This window comes from Vibrio nigripulchritudo (assembly GCF_027924785.1).
GTDB classification, from domain to species: Bacteria; Pseudomonadota; Gammaproteobacteria; order Enterobacterales; family Vibrionaceae; genus Vibrio; species Vibrio nigripulchritudo.
The window spans coordinates 2,392,945-2,406,677 of the sequence record NZ_AP027049.1; the positions used below are offsets into that span (position 1 = coordinate 2,392,945).

The 13,733-nt window shown below is 45.0% G+C and carries 14 protein-coding genes; all 14 read left to right on the forward strand.

The features are described from left to right. Positions 1-87 precede the first annotated feature (87 nt). Positions 88-753 (forward strand): OmpA family protein, encoded by a 666-nt coding sequence (locus QMG91_RS10995; RefSeq protein ID WP_022550283.1) that lies wholly within the window; start codon positions 88-90, stop codon positions 751-753. Between the two features lie 176 nt (positions 754-929). Further along, the gene (locus QMG91_RS11000) at positions 930-1,967 is read left to right on the forward strand and encodes a J domain-containing protein (RefSeq protein ID WP_022596305.1); all 1,038 of its coding nucleotides are present in this window, start codon (positions 930-932) and stop codon (positions 1,965-1,967) included. A gap of 258 nt (positions 1,968-2,225) precedes the next feature. Then, positions 2,226-2,408 (forward strand): hypothetical protein, encoded by a 183-nt coding sequence (locus tag QMG91_RS11005; RefSeq protein ID WP_004398356.1) that lies wholly within the window; start codon positions 2,226-2,228, stop codon positions 2,406-2,408. Between the two features lie 237 nt (positions 2,409-2,645). After that, positions 2,646-3,071: a hypothetical protein gene (locus tag QMG91_RS11010; RefSeq protein ID WP_281826457.1), complete on the forward strand. Its 426-nt coding sequence runs from the start codon at positions 2,646-2,648 to the stop codon at positions 3,069-3,071. Positions 3,072-3,332: 261 nt separating this feature from the next. Then, complete coding sequence (locus tag QMG91_RS11015; RefSeq protein ID WP_281826459.1) at positions 3,333-4,439, forward strand: phosphoribosylaminoimidazolesuccinocarboxamide synthase; 1,107 nt, start codon at positions 3,333-3,335, stop codon at positions 4,437-4,439. 1,223 nt (positions 4,440-5,662) lie between these two features. Further along, positions 5,663-6,037, forward strand: a complete 375-nt coding sequence (locus QMG91_RS11020) for an acyl carrier protein (RefSeq protein WP_281826460.1) — start codon at positions 5,663-5,665, stop codon at positions 6,035-6,037. 1 nt (position 6,038) lies between these two features. Next, a complete protein-coding gene (locus QMG91_RS11025) occupies positions 6,039-7,277 on the forward strand; it encodes a beta-ketoacyl-[acyl-carrier-protein] synthase family protein (protein WP_281826462.1) in 1,239 nt (412 codons plus the stop codon). Positions 7,278-7,330: 53 nt separating this feature from the next. After that, positions 7,331-8,566 carry a beta-ketoacyl synthase N-terminal-like domain-containing protein gene (locus QMG91_RS11030; protein ID WP_281826464.1) on the forward strand — a complete coding sequence of 412 codons (1,236 nt, stop codon included), beginning with the start codon at positions 7,331-7,333 and terminating at the stop codon, positions 8,564-8,566. Further along, positions 8,563-9,855 carry a beta-ketoacyl-[acyl-carrier-protein] synthase family protein gene (locus QMG91_RS11035; protein ID WP_281826466.1) on the forward strand — a complete coding sequence of 431 codons (1,293 nt, stop codon included), beginning with the start codon at positions 8,563-8,565 and terminating at the stop codon, positions 9,853-9,855. Before QMG91_RS11030 ends, QMG91_RS11035 begins: the two co-directional genes overlap by 4 nt. Then, the gene (locus QMG91_RS11040) at positions 9,852-10,730 is read left to right on the forward strand and encodes a hypothetical protein (RefSeq protein ID WP_281826468.1); all 879 of its coding nucleotides are present in this window, start codon (positions 9,852-9,854) and stop codon (positions 10,728-10,730) included. Before QMG91_RS11035 ends, QMG91_RS11040 begins: the two co-directional genes overlap by 4 nt. Beyond that, positions 10,727-11,701 (forward strand): polyketide synthase dehydratase domain-containing protein, encoded by a 975-nt coding sequence (locus QMG91_RS11045; RefSeq protein ID WP_022592270.1) that lies wholly within the window; start codon positions 10,727-10,729, stop codon positions 11,699-11,701. Before QMG91_RS11040 ends, QMG91_RS11045 begins: the two co-directional genes overlap by 4 nt. Then, a complete protein-coding gene (locus tag QMG91_RS11050; RefSeq protein WP_281826471.1) occupies positions 11,698-12,504 on the forward strand; it encodes an alpha/beta fold hydrolase in 807 nt (268 codons plus the stop codon). Before QMG91_RS11045 ends, QMG91_RS11050 begins: the two co-directional genes overlap by 4 nt. Next, positions 12,497-12,955 carry a hypothetical protein gene (locus QMG91_RS11055; protein ID WP_281826472.1) on the forward strand — a complete coding sequence of 153 codons (459 nt, stop codon included), beginning with the start codon at positions 12,497-12,499 and terminating at the stop codon, positions 12,953-12,955. The genes QMG91_RS11050 and QMG91_RS11055 overlap by 8 nt, the downstream gene beginning before the upstream one ends. A gap of 9 nt (positions 12,956-12,964) precedes the next feature. After that, positions 12,965-13,702: an SDR family NAD(P)-dependent oxidoreductase gene (locus QMG91_RS11060; protein ID WP_281826474.1), complete on the forward strand. Its 738-nt coding sequence runs from the start codon at positions 12,965-12,967 to the stop codon at positions 13,700-13,702. The last annotated feature ends 31 nt before the right edge of the window (positions 13,703-13,733 follow it).

Here is a 13,733-nt window from a genome sequence, read left to right on the forward strand (position 1 = left end):
TTTTATTGTCATTGGACATTAATAGAATGACGTATTGTATAATTCAAATAATACGGTACGATACCTCTATATAACTTAGAGGTACTTATGAAATACATTCCAACCCTTCTTGCAACTGTGATTATTCTTTCCGGTTGCCAAGCCACTCAGAGACAAAACGCGACCACAGGTCAAAATGAAACTAATTCCGCAACCAAAGGCGTGATTTTAGGTGCTTTAGCCGGTGCAGCCGCTGGGGCAATCACCGGAGACGACAGCAAAGACAGACAGCGTCGCGCTTTATATGGCGCTCTTGGTGGTGCAGCTGTAGGAGGTGGGATTGGTTACTACTTCGACAAACAGGAAGAAGAACTGAGAACATCATTAGTTAACAGTGGCGTTCAAGTAGAACGTTTAGACGACAATCAGCTTCTACTGGTCATGGAAAACGGCATCGGGTTCCATTCTGGATCTTACGCTCTCGACCCTTCTATTCACCAAACGCTAAACAATGTTGCGAAAGTATTCAATCGTTACCCAGACACGAAATTAGTTGTTAATGGACACACGGACAGCTCTGGAAGTGATTCTCGGAATCAGGTACTGTCTGAACAGCGTGCGACGCAAGTTCAGTCTTACCTGATTGGTCAGAACATCCAACCCGGTCGCGTTGACGCAAAAGGTTTCGGAGAGCGTTATCCTGTCTGCGATAATGCGACGACTCAGGGACGAGCCTGCAACCGAAGAGTTGAAATACAAATCCTGCCACTTTAAGGAAAACAGCAAACTGCAATTACGCGTTGAAATTTCAGCACATTCGACGGTACTCAGCTAAGCTTAAATTGTCGTTGTTACTTCCTACAACGGAGAAAGTCAGGTCATTTGGGTATATTGAGTTTAATGTTAGAATCAGCCCCAAAGGGGCTGTTTTTATCTCTATCGAATTGTCTATGAAACGTTTTTTTATTCTTGCTGCCATTATTTACTCTATCGTGCTTACCAAAGCCTTCGCGGTTCCTATTGAAGAGCTCGAAGCGAAAGCTAATAATCAGGATCCGGTTGCCCAGTATTCTCTGGCTCAGGCATTCTTTCAGGGTAATGGTGTGCCCAAAGATCCACAGTCCGCAATTGTCTGGCTAAGAAACTCCGCTGAAAACGGGTATCCTCTTGCGCAGCTAAAACTGGCTAATGCGTATGATTCGGGCTTAGCGATAGAAGAAAACCGCGCGCTTGCTATCTACTGGTATACAAAATCTGCGGTTCAGGGCTTAGCAAGGGCACAGCTTAAACTTGGCGCCATCTATGAAAGAAGTTTTCGCGAAACGAAAAGCGTCGCAGCTCTGGATTCTGCCGAGATCTGGTATCGCGTTGCCATGGAAAACAACAGCCATCAGGCTGAGGCAGCCTATAACAGAGTATTAGAGTCCAAATTCAATTACCGCAAGGCTGCACAATTGGGGCAATTTGAGGAGTTGGACAAGGCTCATGAAGACTCACTCACGACACTAGATAACCCCATCCCCCCACCGCAGCCGGTAGTTAAAGACTTTCAATGGTATCTGAAGACTTATCAGCAAGAGCTGATCTATGGCGGTGCCGGCATTGTGGGTGTTCTACTTCTTCTCATTCTGTTTGTATTGATGCGGAAAGGTCGACAGAAAAACAAAAATGCGGAACTAGAAAGCAAGGTTTCAGAACAGAATCAGCAGTCGAAAAAATTAAGACGAGAGCTCGAAAGAGCTCATAAACAGATCTTAAAGCAGAATGGACTGATTGAAGAAATGAAGTCTGCATCCCAAGATCAGAAGTTCCACATCGCTTGTGCAGTCTTTGGTTTTAACCCCAAACGTTTGCCTAAAAAAGATGTGATCAAGAACCGTTACAAAAAGCTTTGTCGCGTATATCATCCTGACGCCAATGGCAGCGATGAAGAGATGAGAAGGCTAAATACTGCGCTAAAGCTCATTTTGCAACAAAATGTTAATTGAATGTAACTATTGCTTAACATTTTCTGCGTCGGCATGTCATAATTCATTGCTTATATGTACCCAGAGTCTTTGCTCACAGAACACACCGCTCCACCATAGCGCGTGACTTTGATTGGTTTAGGTAGCTGACTGACTCATATTGAAAGCGTAGGAATGGCAAAAGCCCGTTCCGCCTGTTAATTGAGACACACCACCTTTTCGACAAGCTCACCATGCATAGCACGAGTAAAGACCAAGCTGTTTAAAAAGGGGGAAATAGTGTTCGATATTGAAGGCATATGTGATTGGTGTAAAAGACCAAGTCTTCTTACTCGCCATGACTACATTGATGGCAAGTTTCATCACTCTTGTGAAAAGTGCAATGATCTCGCGAGACTGGATGTACGCCAGTTTAACATTGCCGAGCAACAGCTCATTGATAAACGCGAAGAACAACGTTGATTCAAAATCACGTAAAGAAGGCGCCTGTATAGGCGCTTTTTTAATGCCTAAAAAATGCCTACACAGTAAATAGGACGAAAACACTGTATAAGAAAACCAGTATTTATTATCTAATAATATCAGTCACTTAAACAAATTAGCTTATTATTTAATCAAAAAAATTAAAAATTTTGCTTGCTAAACGAGCAAAATATAATTACTGTTAATCCATACAGCATGTATAAGGAAACAGTAATCATGTATAACTTTCAGCTCACTAACCAAGTTCAAAACACATCGTCTGACCGTTTCGCTATCGCTGAATATCAGCGTAATACTGCTAGCAATGATTCGGATTGCTGCGTTGAAATCGCAAAGTTATCTCAAGGTTCTAAATGGGTACTGTTAACAAGCCAATGTCGTAAACCTAAGTCTTCCATGCTTAAACAGCATAAAGTCAACGCAGAGCACCTGCTGCAAATGATGCCTTCAAGAGTCATGTCTGAAAAAGAAGTCGTGCTGAAAGCTATGTTGTCTGGTAACGCAAGTGCAGTTATCGCCAGTAAGAGCATTTCGGCAATTGACCAAAAACACCTTCTTAGTCGTGCTGCCCAACTAAACTGCGCTCTATTCTTTACCAACGACGCATCTGAACTGTTTTCCCACAAAGAATCCATTCACTAAATACTAACTCTTACTACTGCTTCCACTGCCGAGCCCTTCAGCTTTAACCTGAAGGGCTTTGCTTTTAGTGCCAACTCTAGATTCCAACCTTCACAATCTGTACTGAAAATAAACGAGTAATACGCTTGCAAGGCAATCGTTTGCTTTTTATCTGGAAGAGAAAAAAAGTTCTGGTATCATGCGCATCATTCGCACACAGCAAGTTTTTACTCTTTACTTGCGTGCCCTCTTTGACGTTTGAACATAGATAGGAATGTCGTAATGAGCTTAGCTGATCAAGTACTCGCAGTTAATGATGATCTCCCAATCCGCACTAATAAACCCGTCCACAGCGGCAAAGTCCGTTCGGTGTACTGGTTAACTGAAGAAGACAGCAAAAGACTGATTAAAGAAAAAGGGTACGATGTCGCCCCTGATGCCCCACTTGCTATCATGGTCATCAGCGATCGAATCTCGGCATTCGACTGTATCTGGCATGCAGAAGGTGGATTGAAAGGCGTTCCTGGTAAAGGTGCTGCGCTAAACGCTATCTCCAATCACTGGTTTAAACTCTTCAAAGAGAATGGACTGGCTGACAGTCACATTCTTGACATCCCTCACCCATTTGTCTGGATCGTGCAAAAAGCCAAACCCGTTATGATTGAAGCCATTTGCCGCAAATACATTACTGGTTCTATGTGGCGTGCCTACGCAAACGGCGAACGCGAATTTTGTGGTATCGAACTTCCGGAAGGTCTGGAAAAAGATAAGGTGCTTCCAGAGCTACTGATGACACCTTCTACTAAAGGCATATTGAAAGACATACCTGGCGTGCCTGAAGCGGATGACGTCAACATTACTCGCGCAAACATTGAAGACAATTTCGCAGCATTTAACTTCTCTAAAGCCGAAGACATCCCTCACTACGAGAACCTTTTAAAAGAAGGATTCGAAGTCATCAGCAAAGCACTTGCAGATGTTGACCAGATTTTCGTAGACACAAAGTTTGAATTTGGCTACGTCACAGACGCGTCAGGAAAAGAAAAACTCATCTATATGGATGAAGTGGGTACACCCGACTCTTCACGAATCTGGGATGAAGCGGAATACAACAAAGGCAGCATTGTTGAAAACTCCAAAGAAGGGTTCCGTCAGTTTCTTCTGAATCACTTCCCAGACCCAGACATCCTGCTTAACAAAGAGCGTATGGACGAACGTTTTGCGCTTGCACAAGACAACGAACTGCCAGAGCAAGCCTTAATCGATATCTCTAATACTTACATCGGTATTGCTGAAAAGATCACTGGGAAAGAGATAACGCTTAGTGCCAATCCGAAGCAAGAAATCATTGATGTACTGCGCAAGGAATACGACCTCATTGCAGATTAGTGATTCAAAGTAATCAAATAGAAACCAGCCCTGATTCGGCTGGTTTTTTTATGTCTGCGTACTTCTCGCGCTTCCGGTAGAAGATTTAAGTCTCAGAAAAGTGTGACAATGATCCTCCATTTGAAACCTAACATACTGTAAACGGAACTAACATCTCTTTGTAATATCGACTTATTGCATATTTGCATATAACTTACGAATCAACAGCACAGCATTGATTTGTATTTGTAGATGAAGTCTTTCAACAAGAAGTTTCAGCAATGTCCTATCTCCGAATTAACACAACTCTGTTTCCAAGTGACCTCTATACACTTGGCTCAAAGCAAGACATCCGGCTCTATATTGAGGCGTCGAGCTAAAGGTCAATTGAGGCAAAATCCAGATTCGACCTCGAATCGTAAAAGCAGCTTAGACTGGCTCACGGGTGCATTCATCCTTCAGTTTACCTGACGCGTCGACAGATGGTTCAAGGTGTACTCGCTCAAGTAATACGAAAGGTCTTTACCCAAGTCCTACGGTATTGATAGAACACCACAAAACCCTGTAAAAAGCCGCGCATACACCTTTAGGCACTCTGTGTCTGGTTAACCTATTTCGTTCTATGAGTTGGTAAGTCTCAATGGTTATCTATCCAATTGTCTGGGTGTTGCTCATCCAAAAATCGCCATTAAACATAGAGTTACCTCTTTATTTCATTAAGAAAAAAGTAATAATCAAATTGAGAGCTTTATTACTTAAATATGAATGAAACATTAGGTCAATATAAAAACAAACACTTATAACACTTTATTATCAATTGGTTATCAGTGTTTTATAAATAAGAATAAATATTATTTTGTCGATTATTTAACAAACTTTTAAAAGTTTGTGTTCAATCGAATTTGAATCATACCTTCAATTCAATAACGCAGAGTTAGTAGATCATATCGATTTATTAATCATTTCTAATTAAAGCAATTGCTAATTAATTCTTTAGTCAATTTTAATAAATGCAAAATAACAACTAAATCAATAGAAGCCTTTAATATGAGGAGAACTATTAATGACATAATTAACATTTAAATATATCAAAAAAATGCGACGCACTACTAATTCTTCTAGCCAAAACCAAGAGGAAGGACCTGCTTCACCTAAAGAAAATGACAGTAACTTTTTGTTTTACAAGTAATTTTTATTTGTGATAGGGTTTTAAAAGTCGTCAAAAGCAAACTAAAAAGGAAACTATGATGTTATTAAATGAAGTAAGTGAAATCCTTGTCGAAGTATTAGGTGTGGAGCCAGAAGAAATCACAGAAAACGCAAACCTGGTTGATGACTTAGCTGCTGAATCAATTGACTTTGTCGATATCATTTATTCAATAGAACAGAAATATCAACTTAAAATATCAGCAGGAGATATTTTTCCAGCATTTTTGCAAGAAGAAAACTTTTTAAACCAAGACGGTAAGGTTTCTGAAGATTCAATTGAAAGACTTAAAAAGGAATATCCACATTATTCCGATGAAGTTATTCAGGAATTTATAGAGAAACAAACCGCTGATGTATTTTTCAATGTGAGCTCTCTGGTTAATTTCGTATCACACAAACAGGCTGCGTAACATGATTCCTTCAGATGTCGTCATTACTGGAATGGGCTTATTCACATCGCTTGGTACTTGCGTACCAGATGTATGGAATCAAGTTCTACTCAACCGTTCTGGAATTAAAGATATTCCTCGTAGCTCTTGGTTATCTGGTCATGGTGTTCATCTTTTGGCATCGGCTCCGTCTTCATCGGATTTTTCGTCTTTTACCACGAAATGGAATGTCAGTAGAAAGACCGTCCGAAACATGGGCAGAGCCAGCAACATGTTTTGCTATTCAACCTTAAGCGCCCTTGAATACGCGGGTTTTCATTCCCCTTCATCATTGCCGGAACATCGATCCGGCATAATTGTGGGGACTGGCACATCACTGTGTGATGAATACCATTCAACGGCGCTTTCGGAACGAAATCCTACATGGTTTCTTGATACCTATCCCAACATCGTTTTAGGCCAAGCTTCGCTGGTTACCGGAATCACAGGCTTTGGCAGCACCATTGTGAATGCCTGCACAAGCGCAAGTTTGGCTATTGGCCAGGCTTATCGAATGATTCAGTCAGGTGAAGCCGATGTCATGGTCGCAGGAGGCAGTGACAGCCGCCTGTCTCCGTCTTTTCTCTCTGGCTTTAGTCAGCTCAGTATGCACACCAACAGCGATGATGCTGAACGTGCCATGCGCCCCTTCGACAAACTACGCAGTGGCTTTGTGCTCGGGGAAGGTGCTGGCGCACTGGTACTGGAAAGAAAAGAGCACGCAATTCAACGCGGGGCCAAGATATTAGCTCGGGTCGCAGGATTTGCCTCCTCTATGGATGCATTTCGAATGACTGACCCCTGCCCTGTTGGCAAGCTGAAAGCCATGAGACGTGCTTTGTCGGATGCCCAGTTGCAACCGTCACAGATTGATTACGTCAATGCACATGGTACATCAACTCTCGCCAATGACCGGGAGGAAGCTAAAGCAACCGGAGATGTTTTCGGAACATCCCGACCTTTAGTTAACAGCAGCAAATACATGATTGGGCATACCCTGGCTGCAAGCGGCGCAATTGAATCCATTCTTTGTATTCAAAGTCTGCTTACCCAAACTGTCCATGGAAACCCCAATCTGGATCAGCCTGATCCAGCCTGCACCCTCAACTTTGTGGGCAAGGAAGCCGAGAAACACGCGCTTCGCTACTGCATGAATAACTCAAGTGGTATCGGGGGCACGAATACATCACTGATATTTGAACGTGAGCTCGTCGAGCCATAACTCACGGACTCACGCCATCTAAGCACTACCAACGGTTTAATAAGGAAATTTCAATGCCTAAACCTAACGCGGTTATTACCGGATTAGGCGGACTCACTTCGCTCGGAATAACCTCAGAACAACATTTAGCTGGTCATCAGCAAGGGGAATCGGGAATTCGTTTCAACGACGATTTCCCCTACCCGCTGGGAGCAGTGCCTGAATTTAATCCACGTGAATTCATCAAAGACAAAAAGTCCATTCGCATGATGACTTTGCAGGTAAAACTTGGGGTATCCAGCGCCTCCCTTGCATTTGATAACGCAGGGTTGGAGCAGGACTATTTCGAAAAATATCAGGAAACATGCGGAGTAATATACGGCTCTTTTCTGTGTCAGGGCTTCTATAACAGCACCAAACCTTACATGTCATGCCTTAAAGAGGATTTGACCGTCGACTACGACAACCTTGGCAAAGAACATTATCGCCAGTTTCCTCCATTGTGGATATTGCCACGCCTGCCAAATACGGCAGGTGGTCAGGTTTCTATTCAGTATGGATTACGCGGAATGAGTTACAGCGTAGTGAACGGTCCTGCCGGAGGCATGATTGCGGCAGGTGAAGCCATGGAAGCCATTGAAGATAAACGCGCAGATATGATCCTCGCCGGAGCAACAGAATCGGAAGCGATGCTCGACCATGTATTTCGTCTGGAGCAACGTTTGCCTGTCGCTAAATCCCTTGAAGACACTGGTTTGGTGACTGGTGAAGGTGGAATAAGTTACGTCATTGAAAACAGCGACATCGCGCTTCAAGACAATCGCGCCATCTACGCCAATGTCCTCAGCTATCAAAACAATTACCTGCCTAACTTGTTTTCAGATTCGGCGGAGTTATCCATCTCTTCCATTGAAGCCAACATGCGTAAAGCCATCAAAAAAGCTGGATTGACTCCCGAAGACATCGATGCCGTTCAGCTGACACTAGCAGGCATTCCAGATCTGGATGAATGGGAAGCAACCGCAGCACAGCGTGTATTTGGTAACCGCGCCGCCGTTGTGTCTTCCACTGATTACACCGGGTTTTCTTTTGGCGCAGCCGGAGCAAGCTCCCTTTTCTATGCCTGTTTGCAACTCAAGCACCAGTATCTTGCCCCTGTGTTAAATCTCAGTCGAAAACCTCTTCAAGGTGCTTTGAACTACGTTAAAGAACCCAAGCTGAACACACCAATCCAACGTGTTCTTTGCCATCACATTGATTACTTGGGTAATCAAGTCAGTTTGCTTCTCGCTAAGGAGTCAAAAGAATGAATCGAGTTGTAGTGACAGGAATGGGGGCCGTTAGCGCGTTTGGTACGGGAAGTGAGCGCCTTTGGCAATCCTTGCTGGCGGGGAAAAATGGCATTTCGCATATCGAACACTTTCCCATTCGCGGCGAGATTGTGTCGATTGCGGCATCAATGCCTGATTTGTCAGAAGACATTAAAGCGCACCCCAAATTGGCATCGATGACAACAGAAGACCCTTCCATTAAGAAGTTCTTCCTAGCGGTAGATGAAGCCGTAACGCAATCGGGGATTGACTTTGGCAACGCTGAACACAAAGACACGGCATGCATGATTGCCGATCGCCCTTATAGCCCCACACTTCACGTTGACACATACATTAAAGATTACGCGAAAGCCTGCCCAAATGGTGAACACGATTCGGCTAATTGGCTGGCTCATCTGCGTAAAAGTCCAGCCATGGCAAATCGCCCGTTTCTCGATGACGTGGACAGTATCAATCACTTTGTGGCTCGCTTTTATGGTCTGACAGGTCCAAGCCTAAGCATCGGAACGGCTTGCGCATCCGGAAATAATGCCATTGGCGAAGCCTTCGAGAAAATCCGTCGGGGTCGCTTGAATTCCGCCATCGTTGGCGGCGCGTACGATTTCGACATTAACGGCATGATTGGATTTACTCGTATCGGTGCTCTTACCACAAATCCAGATCCTGAAACTGCCTGTCGCCCGTTTGATGCACAGCGAAGCGGGTTTGTGATGGGGAGTGGCTGCGGCGTACTTGTTCTGGAAAGCCTGGAGTCTGCAACCAAACGAGGAGCCACCATACTGGCGGAAGTAACGGGTTACGGTTCATTCACCGACGGATACCGCGCCACAGACCCTGATCCAGAAGGCAGAGCGGCATTCCGAACACTCGCAGGCGCTCTGGAAACGTCAGGTCTTAAACCAGAGCAAATCAGCTATATCAATGCCCACGGTACATCCACCAAGATGAACGACAAAACCGAAACTAACGCAATCAGAAAGGTTTTCGGTAAATACGCAAATCAGGTTCCGGTGTCTTCAACCAAATCAATGATTGGTCACGGCATTATGGCGGCGGGTTCACTTGAGGCTGTGGCCTGTATCAACGCGATTCGTGATAACAAAATTCATGGTACGCGAAATTACCGGACAGCCGATCCAGAGCTGGATCTGGACTACGTGGGTGAAGGCGCGCGCGAGCTGCCAATTGAGCATGTCATGTCGAACAACTTTGGATTTGGTGGGCAGAATGCCACGGTCATCTTCTCTCGCTTCGGGGGTGAAAAATGAGCGTAGGTCTTTTAGACAACAGCGTTGTTTCCAAAGAGTTTAGTGAAACAGAGGCCAGCTTCGTTCTCAACCTAAACCTGATAGAACACCGCTACCTTTACTCTCACACTATCGATGGCAATGTGGTGATTCCAACAGTCTTTCTTTTGGAGTACGCCGTCGTTCTGCTGCAACAAAGCCCTTTGGTTGATCAGCTTGAACTTGATAGCTTTGCCGTTAAAAACATCGATTCGAAGCGCTTTATTCAGATCCAACCTGATATGGACAACCGCTTGTATTTGACGTTTTCAAGAGTGGGAGACGCTTTCAATATCGTCATAGGGTGCGACAAGCTGTCTAAAAGTGGAAAGGTCATCCGCACCAATGTCTCGGCCTTCTCTGCAACACTGGATTTTGAACGTACTGAAGGCACAGAAATCGTGCCTGTTGATGAACTGGAACCATTGCCACTCCCTACCGTCAATAGGTTTCGCAATAAAAGCTTAGCCGTCATGGGGCAGCTGTTTATCACCCCTAACGATGACTATCGCTGGTCGGAAGAGAAAAAGTGCCTGATCAGTTTCTCAGACATGCTTGATACCACCCGATATTACCTTGGTAGCTCGCCAGACGTGAAGCTGACCACACACGTTAACGCGACGATTTCCGGTATCCAGTATCTGGTGTTTTACGCTTTCCTCAGAGATCGCCCAGCCTGGCCATCCGATGTGGAGGAAATCTGCTTTCATGGTCCGCTTACTGGTCGCATTGTGGTCACGCAAATCATGCAAGGGAAAGACGAAAGTCACGTCAATCTCACCCTTCGAAATCAGGAAGACAACAGCCTGATTGCCGAATTCAAAAACTATCAACTACAGGAGCAAAGAGGTCGATGAGTCATTCGTCTCCTTTCTTTATTCATTGGGCAGATTCCATCGAGAAAAGCGACAACACATCGCTGCTCAGCCTGACTATAGATCCAAACAAAATGGTGGCGCTGAAACATCACGTATTTGGTGGTGTCTGCCTGTTCCCATTCGCCTACACGACCGAGCTAATGCTGCAAGCTGCGGTACATTGCTCTGGGCTGGATAACCCCTACCCGCTGTTCTTCAAAGAAGTGGAACAACTGCGCGGCATAGCTGTTCCATTCGGAAAAACCCAGAGTGTAAAAGTTGAATGCACCCGAACCGAAAGCGGTGAGTTTGAAGTTCGACTGATGATGGATTTGACTAACAAAAACGGTAAAGTCATCCGAAAAGACTGCACGGTCGCGACCGCGGTCATTGAGCTTAACAAGTCCTTGCCGGAATCGGATTTTACTACGCAGCCTAAAACGCTTAATCCTATTGAATTACCGCAATCTCTGTATTACCAAAAGATTCACCCTACCCATGGTCCGCTGTTTCAAACCATCACCGGTCACATCTTTCTGGATACAGAATTAGAAGGGATCGCCGGCAAATTCAACCTGAAACTGTTAGATAACTGGCAGTCAATTGATCAGGGGCTGGGCTTCTGGTTATCTCCACTGGCGTTTGATTCCGTCTTGCAACTTTCCGTTCTGAATTGCATTCAGATTGAAAGCACAACCAAACCCGATTTTCACGCCAAGCTACCCGTTAAGCTGGAAAATGCCTACTTCCCCGCTCCGTTTAACCCAGAAACAGAATACACAGCACGTGGCTATGTGAATGACATAGACGACAAAGATCAGCGTTCTCGATTCGTTGTTTCAGACGGCAGTGGTGAGCCTTCCGCTTTGATTTCACAAGTCACACTGCGAAGAGCGCCACACAAGCACTTTGAAGCATGTGACTTACTAAGAGATTTTGCAAAATATCGTAAGGAAGAGGTGGTTTTGTGAAGTACACCACGCCCCAGTTTGAGCTGAATTACACCGAGAAAGGCAATCAGAATGCAGACCGCACCCTAGTCTTCCTGAATGGTGTTTTTCATGGAGAACCGTCTTGGATTAAGCAGAGCCGTTATCCGTTTTTCAAAAAGCAGCACCGTCAGCTGTTCATTGATTATCCGGGTTGTGGAGAGTCAAAGACCTTCCAGCCTTTTACTTATGACGATCTTTGCCATGCCATCGCCGATCTTATCTCTGAGCTGAAGCTGCCAAACGTAACGATAGTCGGGTATTCCTTTGGCGGTATTTTAGCCTTGGAGTTGGCAAAGCGATTCCCTGCTCGTATTCAGCAACTCGTTTTGGTCAATTCCGGGCTGGATATCTCTGCCAGAGGTAAAAAGATGATGGCAAGTGTCCAGCATATGATGGAAACCGATGTTGCGCTGTCGACGATATTCTTGTCTATCTACCCTTGGTTTTTCAGCGATCAATATGTTCAGCAACTCAGTGAGTTTCAGCCTGTTGTGGTGCAACGATATGTCGAATACAACCACTCGAAGGAAGCGGTATTAGGATTTCTAGACACGATAAGTCGCCGAACCTTATCTGACGCCGACAGTCTCAAAGCACCTGCACTGCTGGTCGGAACAGAAGGCGACATCATCTGCCCGCCCGATCAGCAAAAAGCATTAGTGGATTCGCATTCCGGTTTTCAGTGGGAATGCCTGCCAATCCACACGCACGCTGCAAACATCGAATCTCACTCCACAGTGAATCAAATCATTCAAGGCTTTCTGGAGTCCCACTATGACTAATTCATTTGATCTTTATCTCAAACATCCAGACGGGCAGCTTCAAAGCTTTGCTGCTTCAGAAGAAAGCACTCTGGACGAAGAGGCAATCATTGCCATTGCACAGTCTAAAGATCCCATTGTTCTGGCATTTACCGGACACGCGACACCAGCTACCTTGGACAGTCTGTTTGCGTTGATGCAGCAACTCTATCGCCCATTAATGCGAAAACGTGGTTGCCAGTTTTGGGTCTACTGGAACAAAGGAACGGATCCCGTTATTCAAACTGGTGCTCAAACACTGTGTCAGATAGCTGCAATGGAGCTGGCAGGAAAAAAAGCACGCATCAACTTTCTTTACGGAGATACGCCTTTCACCGCTGAAAGTTATCCATCGCTGTCTCGGATACAGGGGATTGAATACCTTACCGCTCAATCTGTCGAGTGGTCACCGCAACCTTTGCAAATGGCATAAGGAGTTGAAATGAAAACCGTTTTAATCACAGGAGCTGGAAAAGGAATCGGTGCAGCCATCGCCGAGCATTTTGCTCAAAAGGACTTTGCGGTGTACCTGAACGTACGAACGCTAACACCAGAAGTGGAAGCCAAAGTGGCAAAGTTACAAGCCAATGGTGCCGTCATCATCCCGCTGGTTTTTGATATCAATAATCCAGAGCAAACAGAAAAGGCACTGGCGAGCATCAACCACCTAGATGTGCTTGTTAATAACGCGGGTATTTTGCGAGACAACCTTATTCCTCAGATATCTCAGGAAGACTGGCAAGCGGTTATCTCGACAAACTTTCACGCAGCTCAGGCAATGTTCCACCAATGCGTACCACTGATGGAAAAGTCCGCTTCGCCTTGTATTATCAACTTGGGCAGCATTTCAGGGGTTCGACCGCGAGCAGGGCAAGGCGCATATGCTGTCGCTAAAGCGATGATCATCGAATGGACTAAACAACTTGGATTGCAGCCACCAGCGAGTTTGCCAAATTTAGTCAGCTACGCGATCTCTCCAGGGCCCGTTGCCACAGAGATGATAAAGCAAGCTCCTTGGTATAAACAGAAAGGTGCGTTTGACCGGATCCCACTCAAAAGATTCGCCGAACCGGAAGAAGTCGCTCAGCTTGCGTTTACACTTGCAACACAGCGCCCTTTCAAAAGTGGTGACAATTTGGTTTTGGATGGCGGATTCATACAAACCACCAAAACGGCATAGTTGTTCAAATTCATGCCGAATTCCAAGACTA